The organism is Streptomyces glaucescens (assembly GCF_002154375.1).
Classification (GTDB): Bacteria; Actinomycetota; Actinomycetes; order Streptomycetales; family Streptomycetaceae; genus Streptomyces; species Streptomyces glaucescens.
Genome location: NZ_MUND01000046.1, coordinates 1 through 20,238 on the forward strand (window position 1 = coordinate 1; position 20,238 = coordinate 20,238).

Genomic DNA, 20,238 nt, shown 5'->3' on the forward strand with positions numbered 1-20,238 from the left:
ACGGGCAGCGGCGGGGGCGTCGGCATGGTGGGTCAGGAGCGGACGAGAGGGGTGTCCACCAGGTGCTCCGCCAGGAACCAGGACTGCAGCTCGCCGGTCCTGATCACCTGGGAGACGAAGAGGTCGTTGGTGCCGTCGTCGCCCAGGTCGGCGGTGCGGGCGGCGGCGTCGTGGGCCTCGACGAGGATCGTCTCGTGCGCTTCCAGCAACCGCGACAGCATCGCCGGGACCTCCTCCACGCCGTCCGGAGGACGCGGGATCGACGTGATCTCCGCGACGTGGCGGGCGTCGCCCACCGCGACGCCGCCGAGTGACTGCACGCGCTCGGCGAGGGTGTCGACCAGTTCGAGTTGCTCGCCCGCGTGCTTGTCCAGTACCAGGTGCAGCTGGTAGAAGGTCGCGCCGCGCATCAGCCAGTGGTGCTTCTTGTAGAGGCCGTACAGGACCTGGGTGTCGGCGAGGACCTTGTTCAGGCGCTGGCAGGAGTACATCCGTGCCTCGTACGACAGGCCGAGCGGGAACTGCTTGACGGTCCCGAAGTCCTGGATCACCTCGCCCTTCTGGTGCAGCCACGGCTGGCTGCCGCTCACGTGCTGGGAGCTGGTCTTCATGTTCCGCCTCCTGCGGTGCCGTGCTGTGCGTACCCGAGCGACGCTAGGGCCGCGTCTCGTAACCGCGTTGATCAGCGGCGCACGGGCGGTTACCCGTCGGCGCACGGCGTCCGGCGTCCGTCACACGGTTGTCTGGCGCGGTGTCCGGCGCTCGCCACCGGCGTGCGCTCACGGGAAAGCATCCGTGCGCCGGTGGACTTCCTCCGTTCTCCGGCGGCCCTAGCGTCGGCAGGCGATGACGGCGAGCGGACGGGCTGGACGGGGAACGGCGATGCGCAACGACGAGCAGACGGACGTGGTGAGCGGTGCGGTGCCGCGCGCGAGAACCCCCCGGCTGGTCACGGCCGTACGCCGAGGGCACACGATGACGGGCCGCGACCCGGGGGAAGCGCACCGGTCCGCCACCCCGCTGGAGCTCTTCTTCGACCTGTGCTTCGTCGTCGCCGTGGCGCAGGCGTCGGAGAGTCTGCACGAAGCACTGGCGCACGGACAGCATGCCACCGGCGTCCTGCGGTTCGCGCTGGTCTTCTTCACCATCTGGTGGGCCTGGATGAACTTCACCTGGTTCGCCTCCGCATACGACCCCGACGACACTCCCTACCGGCTCGCGGTGCTGGTGCAGATCACGGGGTCCCTCGTCGTCGCCGCCGGCGTCGGCCGCGCCTTTGAGCACGGGGACCTGCTCGTCATCACGCTCGGGTACGTGGTGCTGCGTACGGCGCTGGCCGCGCTGTGGCTCCGGGCCTGGCTCGCCGACCCGGCCCGGCGCGGGACGACGCTGCGCTTCGCGGCCGGGGTGACGGTGTGTCAGCTGGGCTGGCTGGGGCTGCTGTTCCTTCCGGCGCAGACCCGGCTCCCGGGCATCGTCGTGATGATCATCGCGGAGGTCCTGGTCCCCGTGTGGGCGCAGTCCGCCGGGATGACGCCCTGGCATCCGCGTCACATCGCCGAGCGCTACGAGCTGTTCACCCTCATCGTGCTGGGTGAGTCGGTCGCCGCCGCGACGGTCGCCGTCCGGGGAGCGTTCGACCGGCATCACGGCACCGTCGCGCTGTACGCGCTGGCCGGCGGCGGCCTGCTGATCGCCTTCGCCATGTGGTGGCTGTACTTCACCAGCCCCGCGCACACGCTGCTCGCCACGACGCACCAGGCGCACCGCAGGCGTTTCCTGTGGGCCTACGGCCACTTCCCGGTGTTCGCCTCGGCCGCCGCCGAGGGAGCGGGCCTGGCCGCCTACGCCGAGCACCTCTCGGACCGCACCGGCACGTCGTCGGCGGGCGCCGCGATGGCGGTCACCGTTCCCGCCGCGGTCTTCGTGATCACGGTGTGGGCGGTGCACCTGCGGCCGCACCAGCGGCGGGCGGCCGAGGCCGTCCCGTTCGCAGTCGCCGCCGTCGGGATCCTGCTGGCCGCGTGGTCCCCGGCGCCCGCGCTCGTCGCCGGTGTCCTGCTGGGCGGGCTGGTCGCGGTGGTGACCACGCGGCGGCGGACCGCGGCTAGCTGATCCGCTTGGCGACGATGCTGTTGTCCGGGAACGTGGAGCTGCGCGCGCCGTTCCACCGCACGTTCAGCGTCCACGAGGAGTTCGACAGTGGCGTCGCGAACACGGAGGGGGTGGTGGTGGACGGCGCGAGGCTGCCCGTCGGGTGGCGCCATCCGTCGAAGGTGAGGCCGCCGTCCGAGGACGTGCTCACCCATACGTATCCGTCGTTGCCGACGCAGGAGATCATGACGCGCTGCTGCTGGGCGTATCCGGCCTGCCCGGGGCCGGCGACGGTGCTCTGGTCTCCCAGGCGGGCCGCCGTCACCCCGGTGACGCATTCGGCTCCGCCGTTGACCTGTGACACGTCCGTGACGGCGCCGTTCGTGGGATTCGACGTGATGCGCCAGACCCGGTGGTCGCTTCCCGTGACGAAGCTGCGGTACACCGATCGGTAGTACTCCGTGCCGTAGACGGCGATCTGGCCGTTGCCCTCGATGTCCACGTGGTTCGTGCCGAGGAGCGCGTGGGTGTCGACGGTCCAGCCCCCGGGCGAGAGCGTTCCGTTGTAGTTGCGCAGGAACATGTAGCTGATCTGCCGGTTGGCGTTCGGTGCCTCGATCATGAGGTCGCCGGTGGCCGAGCTGACGGTCACCAGGGGACTGCCGATCGCCCTCGCGCCGGCGGGCAGCCGGGTCCAGGCGGTCCAGAAGTTCGCGGAACCACTGTTGACCTGGCTGTACCAGATCTCGCCGTCCAGGCCCCGGATGAGGGCCATGGCGCGGCCCCGGGGGAACTCGACGATCCGCGGCGGCGACGTGGTGCGGGTGGCGGCGAAGTCACCGAGGGCACGCCACTGTCCGCCGTTGTGGCGGAACCACACGTTGTTGTCCGTACCGCGAGCGACGTCGTACGTGGCGCCGCCGATCGCCACGGAGTAGACGGCGGACAGGACCCGTGCCTGGCCCCCGTCGAAACTGGTCCATTCCGACTCGGCGGCCTGTGCGGGACTCGGTGTCCCGCACAGAACCAGCAGGCCGGCGGCGACGGCGGCCAGTACGGCACGCCGACGACGAGTTGAACGCTTTCGCGCACTGAGCATCGAGAACTCCTTCACCGATTTCCGTTCGGCACAAGGATTTCGGCATCCGGCGTCCGGGCTTGTCCCACCGAGCACGCGTCCCTGACCGACAGGGCACAGAGCCCACCGCGCCATTCCCGGGGGGCCATGCCGTAGGCGGCCCGGAACACCCGGCTGAAGTGCGCGGCGCTCGTGAAGCCCCAGCGGTGGGCCACCGCGGCGATCGTGGCGCTCGCCTGGAGCGCCAGGTCGCGCCGGCACGCTTCCAGGCGGCGACGCCGGATCCACCGGCCGACCGTGGCGTCCTCGCCCTCGAACAGTTTGTGCAGGTAGCGCAGGGATATGTGGTGGGCCCGGGCGATGTCCCGCGGGGTGAGGCCGGGGTCGGCGAGATGACGTTCGATGAAGGCCTGGATCCGCAGCAGCAGGGCCCGGTTGCCGCCGGACGTGTCCGCGCCGGATCGCCCGAGGACCTCGTCGGCCATGATCCCGAGCAGGTCCACGACGTGGCGGGCCATCAGCTCCCTGGTGCGGGGCGGGTAGCTCCCGGCACCGTCCACGAGCCCGGCCACGAAGGGCGAGAGCAGGCCGCCGAGGGGTGTGTCGGGGCCGATCGGGCAGGCCGTGACCCGGGCCATGTCGGATTCGCCGAGCCCCAGGACGTCTCGCGGCAGGAGGAGGGACTTGGTCCGGAAGGACTCGGGGAAGGTGAGCCGGAGGGGGCGCGCCATGTCGTGGAGGAAGATGTCGCCGGGGCCGAGGAGTGCCTCGCGGCCGTCCTGTTCCAGGCGGGCGGTTCCCGTGTCCAGCAAGGTGACGACGATGTACTCGTCCTTGTCGTCCTGGCTGACGAGTCGGCGCGTGCGCAGGGCGGACAGTCCGTCGCCGTCCACGGTGACGGCCTGGAGCCGGCCGAGCGGTGTCGTACGGATCGTGCCGCGGTACACCTCTTCAGGAACGGTCATGTCCACGACGCCGAAGGTCTCGGAGAGGGCTCCGCGCCAGTACGCCCCTCTGTGGTGCGCGGGCAGTGAGTCGGTGGTGAGGAAGCTGCCCAGGGCGCTTCCCTCCTGGACGTACGGCGCCATGATCTTCGCCCTTCGGGTGGGGTGTGCCTTCCGCACCACCGTGGCAGCCGACCCGGGGACGGCACATCGCGTGAACCCGCTAGATCAGGGGCGCGGTGCCGGGAGCGGGCCTCACCTGACGGCTCCGCCGGTGGTGCCGGAGAAGGTGAGGCGCTGGGGGACGACGAGCAGCAGGGCGGCGGGGACGGACGCCACCACGGTGGCGGCCATGACGGCGTTCCAGGGGACGGACGCCACCACAGGGGCGGCCATGGCCATGACGGCGTTCCAGTGGTCCGCGTAGGCGCCGATGTACTGGTAGACGCCCAGGGTGATGGGCCGGACAGCCGGAGTGTCGGTCAGGGTGAGGGCGAGGAGGACCCTGACCGCCAGCGCGTCGGAGAACACGCCGCGGCGCGCGGCGAAGGCGCCACCGCGCCGACGACTCAGTCGCCGGTCGCGATCCGCTGCGCGTCCCCGAGGGCTTCCTTCGGTGTCTGTTCCCCCGCCAGGGCCGACTGGATGGCGGTGTGGATCCCGGTCGCCGCCCTGGGCCACCTGACGCCGAGTTCGGCGGTACGGACGCGCGCCGTTCGCACGCTGTCGACGAACACGGCCATCGTCGGGTCCTGCTCGGCGTAACGGTCGGCGACCGCGGTGCGGGACGGCACGGTGAAGTGCTGCTTCGCCAGGGTGAGCATGTGGGTGGAGTCGGTCAGGCAGGCGAGGACCTCGGCGGCCTTCTCCTGCCGGGCCTCGGAGGCACTCCAGGGGACCGTCCACACCTCGCCGCCGAGCGGCGTGACCGGGGTCCGTCCCGCGCGGGGAACGGGCACGGGGGCCACTCCCCAGCGCAGGTCGGCGTCCTCGTTCAGAGCGGCGATCCGCCAAGGGCCGTTGATCATCATGGCCGTTCGCCCGGCAGCGAACTGATCATGGACGTCGGCCTGCGTCCAGGTCAGTACCGACTTCGACATGGAGCCGCTCTCCACCAGGTCGACCCACAGCTGGAGTGCCTGGGCGGCCTGCGGGGTGTCCAGCCGCGCCTCGTGCCCGCCGTTGGACCACAGGAAGGGCAGGAACTGCCAGCTGCTCTCGAACGTGGCGCTCCCGTCGACCGCCATGCCGTAGCGCCCGGGGCCGGTCAACGCGGCCGCGGCGGCCTTCAGTTCGGCCCAGGTCCCGGGGACGGCGACGCCGGCCTCGGCGAGCATGTCCTTGTTGTAGAAGAGGGCGACCGTGCTGACGTAGGGGGCCAGTCCGTACACCTGTCCCCGGTACGTGCCCGCCGACAGGATGCCCTCGGAGAAGCCCGAGGTGTCGACGCCGTAGCGGTCCAGCGGGGTCAGCGCGCCGGTCTGTGCGATCTGCTGCAGATCTGGGTTGTCCAGCATCAGCAGATCGGGCAGGGTCCGCGACGACGCCTGCCGCAGCACCGTGGGGACGAGTGACGCCGGCGGAACACTGGTGTGCTCGACCTCGACGCCGGCGGTCCTGCCGCACGCGGCGAGCATCTCGCCCCACTGGGCGTGCTCGGACGCCTCGGTGTAGTAGTCGAGCACGGTGATCGAGGTGACCTCGCCCGTGCCGGCCCCGGCACCGGTGCCACCGGCGCACCCGGTCAGGGTCAGAGCCAGCACCATCGCCAGGTTCGCGGTCCATCGGGCGGCGGCGCGCCGCGCCGGCCGTCGGGCCGGTGAGATCATGCTGGTGCCTTTACCGGGTGACTGGTCGCGGCCGGGGTTCGTGGGCCGCGAGGACGACGGGCGGACTCCAGGGGCCGTGGGGCCGGCCCGGAGGGCGTCTTTTGTTCGCATGCATCTTAAGCGGGTGCGGTCGGGTCTCGTCGCGTGGCCTCCGGGAACATGCCCACCGGCCCGCGGGGCCCGTCGCGGACGACCGTCGCCACCGTGGTCAGCGGCTGTGGCCGGCCGCCTCCCGGATCATCGCCGCCACGGCGTCGGGCTGAGACAGCATCACCGCGTGGGAGCCGTCCAGCACATGCTCGGTGGCCGCCATGCGCTGTGCCATGAAGTGCTGGGCGGTGGGGCTGAGCACCCGGTCGGCCGTCGCGATGGCGTACCAGGACGGTGTGCAGGCCCATGCCGGCGGGCCGGACCTGCCGGTCAGGGCGCGGCAGGCGATCGGGCGCTGTGTCGCGGACAGCACCTCGCCGACTCCGGGCGCGAGGTCGGCGGCGTACACGTGCGGGAAGCGTTCCCTGCGGATGTACAGCTCCCGGTCCGGCGGGGCGCCTGGGTGCCGGGCGGGGAGAGCGGCTGTGAAGGTCGCGTCGGCCACCGGGGTGGGGGCGAAGCGGTCCATGATGTCCAGGACGCACTCCCCCGCGTCGGGGCCGAACGCGGCGACGTAGCACAGCGCCACCACGTTGTCGGTGTCGGCGGTGAGCTGGGTGATGACCGAGCCGCCGTAGTCATGGCCGACCAGCACGACGGGGCCGCCGAGGTCACGCACCATGCCCTGGATGTGGCCGGCGTCCCGCGCCAGGCCCCGCAGCGGGTTCGCCGGGGCGCGCACGCTCAGTCCCGCGCAGTGCAGGGACCTGGTGACCCCCGCCCACGCCGAGGCGTCCGTGAACGCACCGTGCACGAGCACGACGGTCGGCGGTACGGGGCTGGATCCGTGCATGCCGGTGACCTCCGACTGGGTGGGGTGTACCAGCCAAGCGGGCCGCCGCGGGGCGGGGCATCGCGTGAACGTACCAATCCCTCAGCCGTCAGGCAGGCCCATGACCAGATTGGCGAGCTGGACCCGGGAGTTGACCGACAACTTGCGGAAGACGGACGTCAGGTGGGTGTTGACCGTGTGGGGCGAGACGACGAGCAGGTCCGCGGCAGACCGGTTGGTGTGGCCCTGGGCGACCAGGCGCGCGATCTTCTTCTCCGACGGTGTGAGTGCCCCCCATCCCCGCACGGGACGCTCGACGGCCGCCTCACTGCGGCTGCCGGCCCCCGCGCCGTCCAGGGCGTGCTGCGCGGCCGCCGCCGGGGCGTGGGCGCCCGACGCGGCGAACAGGTCCCGGGCGTGCGTCAGCGCGGCCACCGCCCGGCGTTCCCGGCCGGCCGCGAGGAGTGCCCGTCCGAGATCGGCGTACGCGGCGGCCCGGACCAGCGGGCGAGGGCTCTCGCCGAGCAGTCCCACGGCGTGTTCGAGCGTGGGCGGATCGTTGTTCACGAGCCCGTCGGCGTGCGCCGCGATGCCGGCGGCGGTCGGCACGGCGGGGTTGCGTTCGGCGTGGGCCCTCGCCTGCGCGGCCAGGTCCACGGCGAGTTCGTGCTCCGCGCCGCGCAGGGCCATGCGGATCGCGGAGTCGACCCAGTCCCGCAGGAGCCGCCAGCGCATGAAGGGACCTTGCCGCTGCACCTGCCGGATCCTGTCGACGGCGAGGCCGAAGTCCTCGTCGGCCTCGGCGTGGACGGCTTCCAGGAAGCGCACCGCCGCCGTGTTGCCCGGGTTCGGTCTGGCCGCCAGGCGTTCCCGCGCGGCGGCCAGGTGTTCCCGCGCGTCGTCCCGGTCGCCGCGCAACAGGGCGATCCTGGAGCGGAGCACGCGGCCGTTGACCTGCTGGACGCAGACCCCCACCTCCTCCTCCAGGCGCTCCATGGTCACGAAGTCGGCGTCGGCGTCGTCGAGCCGGCCGAGGCCGAGGTCGTGCTGGCCCTGGGCCCACAGCAGCATGGCCTGACGCGTCGCCCCGGTGTCCGTCGCCTGCCGGAGCAGTCGTTCGCCGGACGCGAAGTCGTCCACGTACAGGTGCGCGACGATCTCTTCGGGAAGGTAGGCGGGATCGATGGCGCTCAGCGCGGCGAAGCGTTGCAGCGCGAGCGAACCCTCCCCCGCGTTCTGCGCGATCTCGCCGAGTGCGGACAGGGCCAGGACGTGCGCCTCCCGGTCGCCGGTGGCGGTGGCGGCACGCAGCGCGGCCTCGCCGGCTTCACTCGCCGCGCGCAGATCGTGGTCCCGGGACATGGCCAGAGCGCGCAGGCCGCGCAGCCTGGCATCGATGTCCGGGGCGGCACCGCCCAGGGCGAGGGCGGCCTCGGCGCGGCGGCGCAGTTCGCCGGCGAGATCCATGTTCCACAGTGCCCCGCCCAGGGCGGCCTGCAGCCGGCCGAAGGCGTCCACCGGTGGCCGGCCGGCCAGCAGCCGGTCGCCCGTCGACAGGGCCTCTCCGTTCCGGCCGGCCCGGGTCAGGCAGCAGACCGCCTGCTCCCCCACGGCGAGGCGCAGCGGACGGGCCGACGGCACGAGCTCCAGCGCGCGCGTCATCAGGTCGGCCGCGAGGCCCGGGGTGACCGGCAGGACGTCGTCGGCCGCTCGCCGCAGCAGCAGGACGGCTTCCTCGTCGCCGGGCAGGGCTCCCCTGAGGATGTGCGGCACCGCGTCGACCGGCTGGTGCCCCGCGGCGACGAGGCCACGCGCCGCCTCCCGGTGCAGTGCCTTGCGGGCGGAGGGCGGGATGTCCACGTAGACCGCCTGGCGCAGCAGATCGTGCCGGAAGACCAGATGATCACCGTCGTCGTCCAGGAGCCCGGCGCGCACGGCTTCCTCGAGCGCCTCGATGAGCTCTGCGGCCGGCCGGCCGCAGAGCGCGGCGGCGTCGTGGAAGCCGAACGTGCGCCCCAGGACCGCCCCCATCTGCAGGAAGCGCAGTGTGCCGGGCCGCAGGGACCTGAGCCTGCCGCGCACGCCCACCACGAGCCCCGGTGGCACGTGGTCGTCCGGGACGTCGGCGGTCCGCAGTCCCGCGAGCATCTCGACCGCCAGGAACGGGTTCCCGCCCGCTCCGTCGAGCAGGTCCCGTACCCGTTCGCCGACCGCTGCCCCGAGTGCGTCACCCGCGAGCTGCGCGATGGCCGCACCGGACAGGGGCCCCAAGGACACGGTGATCGCCGGGAGATGGCCGGCCGCGGCGGCGACGATCTCCTCCGCCGGGCCCGCCGGTTCCCGCCGGCTGGTCAGCAGCCACAGCACCGGTGAGGTCCGCAGGCGCACCGGAAGGTGCTGCAGGGCGAATCGGCTCAGCGGGTCGGCCCACTGGACGTCGTCGAGACCGATCAGCACCGGCATGCCGCCGGCTCTGGCCTCGATCATCTCGGCCAGGCGCTCCACCAGCCAGATCCGCTGATCGTGATGGCGTGCCAGATCGGCGAAGGCGTCACCGGACAGCAGGGGCCGGTCACCGTGCAGGACGCAGGCCGCCAGTGAGGAGAGCGGCACGATGTGATGCAGTTCGTCGGCCTTGCCGACGCCGACCGAGAAGCCCGCCGCCGCGGCCTCGGTGACCGCCTCGGCGAGCAGTGTGGTCTTGCCGATGCCCGGTTCGCCCTGGACGAGGGCCAGCGCGGCGCTTCCGGTGCGGGCCACGGAGACGATCAGCGCCTCGAGCTCTCCCAGTTCGGCCTCCCGGCCGCGCAGACCGCTACGCGACGGCGGACCGCCTGCTCCTGCCATCTACGACCCATTCCGTCCGTTCTCACCTGCCGGGGCAGTCCCCGTTCCCTGCCGGCGGGTCGCCCTCGCGGCAGCCGTCACCGGTACGGCGCGCGGGGAGTGCGTGCGTGTGCGGCGCGGCCGCGGGCAGGCGATGTGCCGGTGGACATTTGCCCCTCAGTGCACTCTAACCGTTCCCTGTGCGCACCTGGCCCGCCGTCTGCCCGGCCCACGGACGACCCGGGTGGGCGCCGCACGGACCGCCGGGCTCAGGACGGTTCCTGCGGGCTGCCGGGCTCGGTGCGCTCCTGCGGACCCGCGTCGACGGTGAGGCACGCGAGGAGGAGGGCCGCCGTGAAGACGGCGGCCGAGCCGAGGAAGGCGCGGGTGTAGCCGTACGTCAGGGCGTCCTGGGCGTGGGCGACGAGGGTGGGGTCGTGGGCGCGCAGGCCCGCGCGGTGGGCGGTGTCGGCGTGCGGGAGGCGTCGGTCGGCGGCCGCGGTGGACAGGGTGGCGAGCGTGGCCAGGCCGAGCGCTCCGCCGATCTGCTGCGCCGTGGTGAGGAGGGCCGAGGCGCTGCCCGAGTCCCGGTCGTCGACGTTCCGTACGGCGGTGAGGGTGAGCGGCACGAAGGTGGCGCCGAGGCCGAGCGCCGTCACGAGCATGCCCGGCTTCAGGGTGCCCCAGTACGAGGAGTGCGGTGTCAGGCGGCTCAGCCAGATCATGCCGGCCGCGGCCACGGCGAGTCCGGGGACGGCCAGTTCGCGCGGTGGGTGCCGGACCACGAGCCGGGATCCGACGGCCGCCATGATGCCGATGCCGATGCTGAACGGCAGGTAGGCGAGGCCGGTCCGGATCGGCCCGTAGCCGAGTACGTGCTGCATGTAGAGGGTCAGGAAGTAGAAGGTGGCGAACATGCCCGTGCCGACGAGGAACAGGGTGAGGCAGGTGCCGGCGCGGCTGCGGTCGCGCAGGACGCCCAGCGGGAGCAGGGGACTCCGGGCGCGCGCCTGGGTCAGCGGGAAGACGGTGAGCAGGACCGCTGCCGTGCCGAGGGCCGTCACCGTCAGAGGGTCCGTCCAGCCGTCCTGTCCGCCGCGGGTGATGGCGTACACCAGGGCGAGCAGGCCCGCGGTTCCCGTCGCGGCACCCGTGACGTCGGCCTTGCCCTGTGCGCGGCCGGCCTCGGCGAGGACGACCGTGCCGGCCAGCACCGCCAGCCCGGCGGGGACGTTGACGAGCAGCACCCAGCGCCAGTCGAGGTACTGGGTGAGCAGCCCGCCGAGGACGAGTCCCACGGTGGAGCCGACGCCGGCCATGGCCGCGTAGGTGCCCATGGCCCGGTTGCGGTCCCGGCCCTCGGCGAAGTTGGTGGCGATCAGTGACAGCGCGGTCGGTGCGGCGATCGCCGCACCGACGCCCTGCAGGGCCCGGGCGGCGATGAGCGGTGCGGTCCCGGGCGCCAGCCCGCCCAGCAGGGAGGCGAAGACGAACAGGGCGATGCCGAAGCGGAAGACGCGGCGGCGGCCGAAGAGGTCGCCGGCCCGGCCGCCGAGCAGCATCAGTCCGCCGAACGCCAGCGCGTAGGCGTTGACGACCCAGGCCAGTGCGCCGCCGGGGATGTCCAGGCCGGCCTGGATGCCGGGCAGGGCGATGTTCACGATCGTCGCGTCGAGCACCACCATCAGCTCCGCGGCGGCGATGACCAGCAGGGCCACGGCCGGGTGGCGGCCGGCGCGCGGGGCGGGGGCGGCCGTCCCGGTGCCCGACCCGGCCCGTGCTTCGAGGGACATGGAACCTCCAGGGGTGACGCCTTCCGGCTCGTGCGGTGCGGTTCCGGTGCGGGCGCCGGAGTCCTGAACCGGCGGAAGAACAGGAAGAGTTGAAGTCGGGCCGGATATCCTTCCGTCCCGGACCGAGAATCGATTCCGGCAGAGGGAGACGTCTTGCGTGTGCGATGGGTGAAAGGAATCGCGCTGACGGCCACCGGTCTTCTCGCCGGCGCTTTCGGCTATGGGGCGGTGAATCTCGCACCTACGTTCTGGGAGGTGCCGATGGGCATGCGGCTGTCGTTCCATGCCGAACTCATGAAGATGAACTCGCCGGTCATGCAGACCGCCATGGTGACCGCGATGCTCGGTTCGCTGGCGCTGGCGCTGGTCACCCGGGGCCGGGAGCGGCTGCTGGCCGGCGGGGCGGCGCTGCTGGTCCTGGCCTCCTTCCTCGTCACGCGGTTCGGGAACGTGCCGATCAACGCCCGTATCAAGGAGTGGGCCGTGTCGTCGCCGCCGGCCGACCACGTGGAGATCCTGGAGCGGTGGGACATGTTCAACCAGCTGCGCACGCTGACCGCGGTCGCGGCGCTGGTACTGCTGGTGATCACGGCTGTCGGCCGGTTCGAGGACCGGCGTACGGCGGCCGAGAGGGAAGAGAGGGCGACGCCCGCCGACAGTGCCGTGTGACGGGGCGCGGGCCGCTGCGGCGCGGTTCATCCCTGCCGCTCGCCCCGGCCGTGTTCCTCCGGGTGCCGGTCTTCCGCCAGTTGGCGGGCGAGGGCGTGTTCCGCCTCGGTCAGCGGGACGTCCGGGATGAGACGTTCGGGATGTCCGGGTGCGGGGCCGGCGAGTTCTGGTGCCGGCGGGCACATGTACACCTCGCCGTACGCGATGAGCGCGTCCATGAGGAATCGCAGCAGGCCGCGCAGGGGATTACGCATGGAGCCATCGTGGCCCAGTCCGCAAAAGCGCCGATAAAACGTGGGTGACGCGGGAATGGGAACAGCGCGGCAGCGGGGCGGTTGTTCCCCGTGGGGGGGGAACAACCACCGCGGTGCTACCGCCGTTCCGTGCTACCGCGTCGTACGGCCGTCGCGGTCCGTCCTCGTCATTCCACGACGAAATCGGCCATCATCGCCATGTCCTCGTGCTCCAGGTTGTGGCAGTGGAGCATGTAGGTCCCCGCGTAGTCGGTGAAACGGATCGCCACCTCCACCGCCTCGGTGGGACGGAGGTCCACGGTGTCCTTCCAGCCGGCGTCGTAGGGGCCGGGGTCGCCGTGGTTGCGGGAGAGCACCTGGAAGTGGTTCAGGTGGACGTGCACCGGGTGCTGCAGGCTCGTGGTGAACCGCCAGATCTCCAGCTGCCCGAGCTTGGGGCGGGCCAGTGCCCGGCCCGGCCGGTAGCCGTCGTCGTTGATGGTCCAGCCGTCCTTGCCCAGCCGGAAGTGGAAGTCGCGTGTGGTGACGGCCTCGGCCGGGTCGAGCCGTTCGACGCGCGAGAGCCGGTCCGGGACGCGGGAGTCGTCGGCGGCGGAGGCACGGACGACGTCGAACGCCATCACGTCGTGGGCGGTGCCGTCGGCGAGCGTGTTCACCAGCCGGACGCGGCTGCCCGGCTTCCAGCGCGCGAAGTCGACGACCACGTCGAAGCGTTCGCCGGGGCCGAGGTGCACGGCGTCGTGCCGCACCGGCCGCTCGAGCAGTCCGCCGTCGCTGCCGATCTGGACGAACGCGTCACCGCCGGGCGGCTGGGGGTCGAACTCCAGGCGGTACGGGCGGGCGTTGGAGCCGTTGAGCAGCCGCAGCCGGTGGCGGGCGCCGTCGGTGCGGTGCACCGGCCACGGTGCGCCGTTGACCAGGACGACGTCCCCCAGCACCCCGTCCATGTAGTCGTCGGTGACTCCTGGGCGTCCGAGGCCGGGGTCGATCAGGGGGTAGCGGAAGGAGCCGTCCTCCTCGAATGACCGGTCCGTGATCAGCAGGGGCAGTTCACGGTCGCCCCGGGGCAGTGGCAGCCGGTCCTCCTCGTCGTCACGGACCAGGTGGAAGCCGGCGAGTCCGCTCCACACCCCGAGGCCGGTCCAGCTCATCCGGTGGTCGTGGTACCAGAGGGTGGCCGCGCGCTGCCGCATGGGGTACGTGTACGTGCGCTCCGCCTCGGCCACGCCGCTGATGCCTGCGTGCCCACCGTGCCCGGTGTGACCGCCGTGCCCGGGCATGCCCTCCGTCATGGCCCTCATGGCCTGCTCGGCGCTGATCGCGCCGCCCGCGGGCAGGATGACGTCGACGGGATAGCCGTCGCTGCCGGCGGGGGTGTGACCGCCGTGCAGGTGGACGACGCTGGGCTGGGGAAGTTCGTTGCGGTGCCGGACCTGGGTGCGCCGCCCCGACCGGGAGACCACGGTGGGCCCGGGGAACGTTCCCCCGTACGTCCAGGCACGGGTGCGCAGTCCCGGCAGGATCTCCAGGTCGGCGACCCGCTGGGTCAGTTCGTACACGTCGGTGCCGCCGCCCCGGCTCACCGGGTCCAGCACGTCGGGTACCGGCAGCGGCACCTGGTACGGCTCGGGCAGGCGGGCCCGGGAGGACAGGACCCGGCCGGGGCTGGAGCCGTCCGCCCGGCGCAGGGCACTGCCGATGAGGGGCACGGAGACGGCGGCGAGTGCGGCGGCGCCGGCCGCCGTGCCGCCGAGGAACCGACGTCGCCTCATGAGACGGTCTCCGGCTCGCGTCCGGCCTCGGTGACGGTGCGGGGCCCGGCGGGCAGGGACATCATCCACGCCCGCATGACGAGCACGGTGACCGCGCACGCGATCAGCACACCGAGCGTCACGTGCACGGCGACGATCCGCTCCATGCCGAGGAACATCTGCAGCACCAGCGCGACCAGCAGCGCCACCGAGGTGGCCACCGGCCGCACGGGCCCTCCGGCGCGCCGCAGCCAGACGGCCGTGCCGAGCGTGAGGAGCGCGGCGAGCATCAGCACCCCGGCGTTGATGTCGTGCATCTCCAGCGATTCGTAGTCGCCGCTGATGTAGCCGCCCGCGAGCCCGACCTGCAGCAGCGTCGTCAGGGCGAGCAGCGTGGCCGCGGCACGGTGGGACGCACGGGCTCGGTGCGCGCCCCGTGCCTGAGGGGACAAGTTCGTCATCACTCCGCTTTCTGGGCGGGATCGCACCACGGCGGACCGCGGCGTGGGTCAACGGGTCCGTCCCGTCCTCGAACTCTCCGATGGGCGGGCGCGCCCGGACCACATGGTGTGCGGCACTCCGTGAGCGCGACCACCGCGAGTCTCGCACCGTGGGACGGTGCTGTCTTATCCGGAATTGCTGCACTTGTCGTCAGGCCGTGGCCCTGGCTCTCCGGCGCAGGGCGACGTCGTCGGTGAGGACGGTCTGGTGGGCCAGGCGCAGTTCGAGTCCGGGCTCGATGCCCAGGTCCTCGATGAGCCGGCCGCGGGTCAGCCGGTAGGCGGCGAGGGCGTCGCCGCTGCGGCCGCTGCCGTGCAGGGCGATCATGAGGCGGGCGCAGAAACCCTCGTTGAGGGGTTCCTCGGCCACCAGCCGCCGTAGTTCGCCGACGAGTTCGAGGTGCCGGCCCAGGAGCAGGTCGAGGTCGATGCGCCGTTTGAGCGCCGTCATCCACGCCTCGTCGTACTGCACGGCGGTGCCGACCAGCGCCGGGCTCTCGCGCAGGTCCTGCAGGGCCGGTCCGCGGCGCAGCGCGAGCGCCTCCCGGTACTGCCGTGAGGCCAGTTCGCGGTGGCCGGCCTCGGCGGACTCGGCGGCCAGCGCGCACATCCGGTCGAAGCACACCGTGTCCAGGACCCCGTCGTTGATCTGGAGCTGGTAGCCCGGGGGGCGGGTGCGCAGGGTGCACCAGCGACCGTCGAGGTCGTGCCGGATGAGGAACTTGCGCAGCTGGGAGACGTAGACACGGACGGCGGCCAGCGCGGTGGCGGGTGGGTGGTCGCCCCACAGTTCACCGATCAGCGTCTCGTTGGAGACGGTGGAGTTGGGCCGGATCAGCAGGGTGGCGAGCAGCTGCCGCAGCTTGCGCTGCGGGAGCGGGACCTCCTTGGCGTCCACCACGATCTCCAGGGGGCCCAGGAGCCGCAGGGCGACCGTGCGGGGCGTGATGTCCTGGGCGCCGGTGGCCGGCGCGTGGTCGATGACGGCGGTCATGCGCGGACCTCCAGCCGCGGGTGGGCGCTGCGGAAGAACGCCAGCGGTGGTTCCTCGCGCAGCAGTCCGAGGTCGACGACCTCGCCGAGCACGATGGCGTGGTCGCCGCCGGGGACGATGGCGTGGACCCGGCAGTCGAGGTAGCCGAGCGAGTCGGCGATCAGCGGGGTTCCGGTCGCGCCGCTTCGGTGGGCGAGTCCGGCGAAGCGGGCCGTGTCGCGGGCGGCGAACGCCCGGCACAGCTCCTTCTGGTCGGCGGCGAGGATGTTCACCGCGAACGCCCCGGCCTCCTCGACCGCCGTGAGGGCCCGGGAATCGCGGTGGACGCAGAACAGGACGAGCGCCGGCGTCAGGGACACCGAGGTGAAGGAATTCACGGTGAGTCCCGTGGGTTCCCGGTCCGCCCCCTGGAAGGTGATCACCACCACGCCGGTCACAAACCGTCCGCACACTTCTCGGAGCGCCTCTCCGTCAATGGGTGAGGGGAGTTTTTCCTTGGCGCCGGGAACGGTCAGACTGTCCACTTCTACCCCCTGGGAATACCGCATAGGTCGTGTCGTACGGAGCACTGCACAGAACCTTGAGCAAGAGCGGTGCGGTTACCCGGAGCCTAACTACGGGGTGTTCGGCTCGCCTACGTCCCTAGGGATGAGCGGGGACGGTACTTTCGTCCGAAGGGCCCGTACCGCAGCAGGGGTTGGTGACGTATCGCCGCTGTTCAAGCCGGTGCGGGCGGGGACGGAGCCGGTCATCTCGCCGGGCCGGCCGGGCAATTCAGGAGAGCCGGGTGCCGTGCCGGGATGCGCCCCAGCCGGTTTTTCTCCGCCCTCATCGACGCTTTACCGGGCTGCGCGACGCTGATGCGGCCGCCCCGAGCGGTGTCCTCAGACCGGAGGGAAAGACAATGCGCAGCACCCTCATCGTGGCCCGCATGAAGCCGGACTCGGCGGCCGATGTGAAGCGTATCTTCGCCGAATCCGACGCCGGAGAGCTGCCCCGTCTGATCGGTGTGCGGGAGCGGCGATTGTTTCGTTTCCACGACCTGTACATGCATTACATCGCGTCGGACGAAGAGGTCCGCGCCGCCCTCGCCGGGGTGCGTGACCATCCGCTGTTCCAGGACGTCAACGAGCGGTTGGGCGCGCACATCACCGCGTACGACCCGCAGACCTGGCGCGGCCCGCAGGACGCGATGGCGCACGAGTTCTACACCTGGCGAGCGGACGGCTGACCGCCGCGTGGCTCTCGTCCGCGTCGGCGACGTCGAAGGAGCCGGTCCGGGGGGAGCGCGGGCACGAGGAGAGGAGGCCGGCATGGCTGCCGGCGACCGAATGACCAAGATCTCGGTGCAGGACGTCGCACCCAACCGGCGGCGTGGCGGGGATCTGCGCACGCTGCTGAGCCCCGCCACGGCGGGCACCACGTCCGGCTTCATGGGCGTGCTGACCCTGGCGCCCGGCGACGTGGTCACCGAGCACTACCACCCGTACTCCGAGGAGTTCCTGTACCTCGTGAGCGGTGAGATCACGGCGCGGATCGACGGCGCCCCCGTCCCGCTCGCCGCCGGGGAGGCGCTGCATCTGCGGAAGAACGTGCGCCACCGGCTGGAGAACCACGGGACGAGCCCCGCCTTCATGGTCTTCCAGCTGGGCCCGCTGGCGCCGCGCCCCGAACTCGGGCACGTGGACACCGAGCCCCTGCCGGATCAGGAGTCCGTATGAGTCGCCGCAAGGCCGTCGTCACCGGCATCGGCGTGGTCGCGCCCGGCGGCATCGGCACCAAGGCGTTCTGGAAGCTGCTCACCGAGGGGCGGACGGCGACCCGTGCCATCACGCACTTCGACGCCTCCGGGTATCGCTCGAGGATCGCGGCGGAGTGCGACTTCGACGCCGCCGCGGCCGGCCTCACGGCCGTCGAGACCGGCCGTATGGACCGCTGCGCGCAGTTCGCGGTGGTGGCGGCCCGGGAGGCGCTGGCCGACAGCGGCATGGCGACGGACGGCGTGCCGGCGCACCGCATCGGTGTCTCGGTGGGCAGCGCGGTGGGCTCCACGGTGACCCTGGAGCGGGAGTACGTGCGCGTCAGTGAGGGCGGCAGCCGCTGGGTGGTGGACGCCTCCGACCCGTACCCGCACCTGTACCGGGCGCTGGTGCCCGGCGCGCTCGGCGCCGAGGTGGCGTGGACGGCCGGTGCCCAGGGCCCGGTGCGGGTCGTGTCGACGGGCTGCACCTCGGGGCTGGACGCCGTGGCGCAGGGGGCCCAGTTCATCGAGGACGGGCAGGCCGAGGTGGTGGTGGCCGGTGCCACCGACGCGCCGGTGTCCCCGATCACCGTGGCCTGCTTCGACGCCATCAAGGCGACCTCGCCCAACAACGACGACCCGGAGCACGCCTCCCGCCCGTTCGACCGGGACCGTGACGGCTTCGTCCTCGGCGAGGGCGCCGCCGTGCTGATCCTGGAGGAGGCCGGGGCGGCGCGCCGCCGCGGGGCCCGCGTCTACTGCGAGGTCGCGGGATACGCGCAGCGCGGCAACGCCTTCCACATGACGGGGCTGCGCCCGGACGGCGCGGAGCTGGCCGAGGCGGTGCGGGTGGCCCTGGACCGGGCCCGGCTGCCGGCCGAGGCCGTGGACTACGTCAACGCCCACGGGTCGGGCACCCGGCAGAACGACCGGCACGAGACGGCTGCCTTCAAGACGGCGCTCGGGGAGCACGCGTACCGGGTGCCGGTCAGCTCGATCAAGTCCATGGTCGGCCACTCCCTGGGCGCCATCGGGGCCCTGGAACTCGCGGCGTGCGCCCTGGCGATCGAGACGGACACCGTGCCCCCCACCGCCAACCTCCGCACGCCCGACCCCGAACTCGGCCTGGACTACGTACCGTTGTGGGCCCGTGAGCACCGTACCGACACCGTGCTGAGTGTCGGCAGCGGTTTCGGGGGCTTCCAGACGGCCATGGTGCTGACCGCTCCCCGTCCGGCGGTGCGCGATGCCTGACACGGTCACGGCCGGGCGGCGCGCCGTCGTCACCGGCCTCTCGGCGATCGCCCCGTCCGGAACGGGAGCGCGGGAGTTCTGGCGGGCGGTGCTGGAGGGCCGTAACGCGCTCGGACCGCTGAGCCGGTTCGACACGGACGGCTTCCCGGTCCGGGTGGCCGGGGAGGTGCCCGTCGGGGACCCGGTGCCGGGCGTGGATCCCCGGCTGACCCTCCAGACCGACCGCTGGAGCCAGTTCGCGCTGCTGGCCGGCGAGGAGGCGCTGCGCGACGCGCGGGTACGGCCCGGTGACCTCCCGCCGCTCGGGATGGGCGTCATCACGGCGTCGTCGTCGGGGGGCAACGCCTTCGGGCAGCGGGAGATCGAGGCGCTGTGGTCCAAGGGCCCGCGCCATGTGGGCCCGTACCAGTCGATCGCCTGGTTCTACGCGGCGACGACCGGACAGTTGTCGATCCGGCACGGCATGAAGGGCCCCTGCGGGGTCGTCGTGGCCGAGCAGGCCGGCGGGCTCGACGCCATCGCCCAGGCCCGGCGCGCCCTGGTGCGGGGCGATGCCGCGATGGTCCTCACCGGGGGCACCGAGGCACCGCTCAGCCCGTACGCGCTGACCTGCCAGTCCACGTCGGGGAGGCTGAGCGGCAGCGCCGACCCGGAGCGCGCCTATCTGCCGTTCGACACGGCCGCCCGCGGTCATGTGCCCGGCGAGGGCGGAGCGCTCCTGGTCCTGGAGGCCGACGACGCCGCCCGTGCGCGGGGCGCGGAGCGGCCGTACGGGGAGATCGCGGGGCACGGGGCGACGTTCGACCCGCCGCCCGGGACGGCGTCGCGCGGGGCGGCGTCCGGTCCGCTGCCGGGGGCGGCGTCGCACGGGCCCACGGCGCTGCGCCGGGCGGTGGAGCTGGCCCTCGCGGACGCCGGCGCCGTACCGGGCGACATCGACGTGGTGTTCGCCGACGCGGCGGGCGTCCCCGAGGCGGACCGCGCCGAGGCGCGGTGTCTGGCGGAGGTCTTCGGGCCGCGCGGGGTGCCTGTGACCGCGCCCAAGGCGGGCTACGGCCGGCTGTACGCGGGGGGCGCGCCGCTCGACGTGGTGACCGCGCTGCTGGCCCTGCGCGAGCAGGTGATCCCGCCCACGCCCCGCGGGGTGGTGCCGGACGCGGGCCACCGTGTCGACCTGGTGACGCGGCCGCGGGAGACGCCGCTGCGCACCGCCCTCGTGCTCGCCCGCGGCTTCGGGGGTTTCAACTCCGCGCTCGTCGTCCGGGCGGTGGCCCGCTGACGGGCCGCCCCGAGCCGCACCACCCAGTCACGCTTCCACCCGAGTCGAAAGGACCGGCATCCATGACCGTCCCGCCCCTCACCTACGAGGAGTTCCTGACGATCGTCCAGCGCTGCACCGGCGTTCCCGCCGAGGTGCTGCGGACGGACGACCCGACCGTGACCATCGAGGACATGGGAGTGGACTCGCTGGGTCTGCTCAACGTCCTCACCGAGGTCGAGAACCGCTACGACATCGAGCTCGACACCGAGGGTGTCACCTGCTTCCCCGAGATCCACACGCTCATCAACGACCAGCTGCGGCCGGCCGC

The 20,238-nt window shown here is 72.7% G+C and carries 20 protein-coding genes; 7 read left to right on the forward strand and 13 right to left on the reverse strand.

The window, feature by feature from the left end; all coding sequences use genetic code 11:
• Positions 1-32: 32 nt before the first annotated feature.
• Positions 33-611, reverse strand: coding sequence for a Dps family protein (locus CCN42_RS03600; protein ID WP_086733025.1), 579 nt, complete (start codon positions 609-611; stop codon positions 33-35).
• Positions 612-882: 271 nt separating this feature from the next.
• Between CCN42_RS03600 and CCN42_RS03605 the strand changes: the two genes are divergently transcribed.
• Positions 883-2,115: a low temperature requirement protein A gene (locus CCN42_RS03605; protein WP_245877128.1), complete on the forward strand. Its 1,233-nt coding sequence runs from the start codon at positions 883-885 to the stop codon at positions 2,113-2,115.
• Here the strand turns inward: CCN42_RS03605 and CCN42_RS03610 are convergent.
• The 7 genes from CCN42_RS03610 to CCN42_RS03640 form a co-directional block, all read right to left on the reverse strand.
• Entirely contained in the window at positions 2,108-3,193 is a 1,086-nt protein-coding gene (locus CCN42_RS03610; RefSeq protein ID WP_143661844.1) for a DUF8189 domain-containing protein, read from the reverse strand. The genes CCN42_RS03605 and CCN42_RS03610 overlap by 8 nt on opposite strands.
• Before the next feature lie 11 nt (positions 3,194-3,204).
• Positions 3,205-4,260 carry an AraC-like ligand-binding domain-containing protein gene (locus CCN42_RS03615; RefSeq protein WP_086733028.1) on the reverse strand — a complete coding sequence of 352 codons (1,056 nt, stop codon included), beginning with the start codon at positions 4,258-4,260 and terminating at the stop codon, positions 3,205-3,207.
• Between the two features lie 111 nt (positions 4,261-4,371).
• The gene (locus CCN42_RS03620) at positions 4,372-4,647 is read right to left on the reverse strand and encodes an ABC transporter permease family protein (protein ID WP_086733029.1); all 276 of its coding nucleotides are present in this window, start codon (positions 4,645-4,647) and stop codon (positions 4,372-4,374) included.
• Between the two features lie 38 nt (positions 4,648-4,685).
• Entirely contained in the window at positions 4,686-5,945 is a 1,260-nt protein-coding gene (locus CCN42_RS03625) for a sugar ABC transporter substrate-binding protein (RefSeq protein WP_169731397.1), read from the reverse strand.
• A gap of 208 nt (positions 5,946-6,153) precedes the next feature.
• Positions 6,154-6,888: an alpha/beta fold hydrolase gene (locus CCN42_RS03630; RefSeq protein WP_245877129.1), complete on the reverse strand. Its 735-nt coding sequence runs from the start codon at positions 6,886-6,888 to the stop codon at positions 6,154-6,156.
• Between the two features lie 81 nt (positions 6,889-6,969).
• On the reverse strand, positions 6,970-9,714 hold the full coding sequence (locus CCN42_RS03635) for a helix-turn-helix transcriptional regulator (RefSeq protein ID WP_086733030.1): 2,745 nt from the start codon (positions 9,712-9,714) through the stop codon (positions 6,970-6,972).
• 248 nt (positions 9,715-9,962) lie between these two features.
• Positions 9,963-11,486: an MFS transporter gene (locus tag CCN42_RS03640; protein ID WP_086733031.1), complete on the reverse strand. Its 1,524-nt coding sequence runs from the start codon at positions 11,484-11,486 to the stop codon at positions 9,963-9,965.
• Positions 11,487-11,645: 159 nt separating this feature from the next.
• Here CCN42_RS03640 and CCN42_RS03645 point away from each other — a divergent pair, with 159 nt between their 5' ends.
• A complete protein-coding gene (locus CCN42_RS03645; RefSeq protein WP_245877130.1) occupies positions 11,646-12,155 on the forward strand; it encodes an anthrone oxygenase family protein in 510 nt (169 codons plus the stop codon).
• A gap of 26 nt (positions 12,156-12,181) precedes the next feature.
• Here the strand turns inward: CCN42_RS03645 and CCN42_RS03650 are convergent, their stop codons facing one another.
• The 5 genes from CCN42_RS03650 to CCN42_RS03670 form a co-directional block, all read right to left on the reverse strand.
• A complete protein-coding gene (locus tag CCN42_RS03650) occupies positions 12,182-12,409 on the reverse strand; it encodes a DUF6059 family protein (RefSeq protein WP_086733033.1) in 228 nt (75 codons plus the stop codon).
• 167 nt (positions 12,410-12,576) lie between these two features.
• A complete protein-coding gene (locus tag CCN42_RS03655; protein ID WP_086733034.1) occupies positions 12,577-14,181 on the reverse strand; it encodes a multicopper oxidase family protein in 1,605 nt (534 codons plus the stop codon).
• Positions 14,178-14,621 carry a COX15/CtaA family protein gene (locus CCN42_RS03660; RefSeq protein WP_086171392.1) on the reverse strand — a complete coding sequence of 148 codons (444 nt, stop codon included), beginning with the start codon at positions 14,619-14,621 and terminating at the stop codon, positions 14,178-14,180. Before CCN42_RS03660 ends, CCN42_RS03655 begins: the two co-directional genes overlap by 4 nt.
• Before the next feature lie 190 nt (positions 14,622-14,811).
• Positions 14,812-15,654 carry an AfsR/SARP family transcriptional regulator gene (locus CCN42_RS03665; protein ID WP_086171393.1) on the reverse strand — a complete coding sequence of 281 codons (843 nt, stop codon included), beginning with the start codon at positions 15,652-15,654 and terminating at the stop codon, positions 14,812-14,814.
• The gene (locus tag CCN42_RS03670; RefSeq protein WP_245877131.1) at positions 15,651-16,091 is read right to left on the reverse strand and encodes a flavin reductase family protein; all 441 of its coding nucleotides are present in this window, start codon (positions 16,089-16,091) and stop codon (positions 15,651-15,653) included. The genes CCN42_RS03665 and CCN42_RS03670 overlap by 4 nt, the downstream gene beginning before the upstream one ends.
• A gap of 467 nt (positions 16,092-16,558) precedes the next feature.
• Here CCN42_RS03670 and CCN42_RS03675 point away from each other — a divergent pair, with 467 nt between their 5' ends.
• From CCN42_RS03675 to CCN42_RS03695, 5 genes are all read left to right on the forward strand, one after another.
• Positions 16,559-16,885: a TcmI family type II polyketide cyclase gene (locus CCN42_RS03675; protein ID WP_086733035.1), complete on the forward strand. Its 327-nt coding sequence runs from the start codon at positions 16,559-16,561 to the stop codon at positions 16,883-16,885.
• Positions 16,886-16,967: 82 nt separating this feature from the next.
• Positions 16,968-17,375: a cupin domain-containing protein gene (locus CCN42_RS03680; protein WP_086733036.1), complete on the forward strand. Its 408-nt coding sequence runs from the start codon at positions 16,968-16,970 to the stop codon at positions 17,373-17,375.
• A complete protein-coding gene (locus CCN42_RS03685; protein ID WP_086733037.1) occupies positions 17,372-18,649 on the forward strand; it encodes a beta-ketoacyl-[acyl-carrier-protein] synthase family protein in 1,278 nt (425 codons plus the stop codon). The genes CCN42_RS03680 and CCN42_RS03685 overlap by 4 nt, the downstream gene beginning before the upstream one ends.
• Complete coding sequence (locus CCN42_RS03690) at positions 18,642-19,928, forward strand: ketosynthase chain-length factor (RefSeq protein ID WP_086733038.1); 1,287 nt, start codon at positions 18,642-18,644, stop codon at positions 19,926-19,928. The genes CCN42_RS03685 and CCN42_RS03690 overlap by 8 nt, the downstream gene beginning before the upstream one ends.
• Positions 19,929-19,990: 62 nt before the next feature.
• On the forward strand, positions 19,991-20,238 hold a 248-nt coding region (locus CCN42_RS03695; RefSeq protein WP_086733039.1), incomplete at its 3' end, for an acyl carrier protein.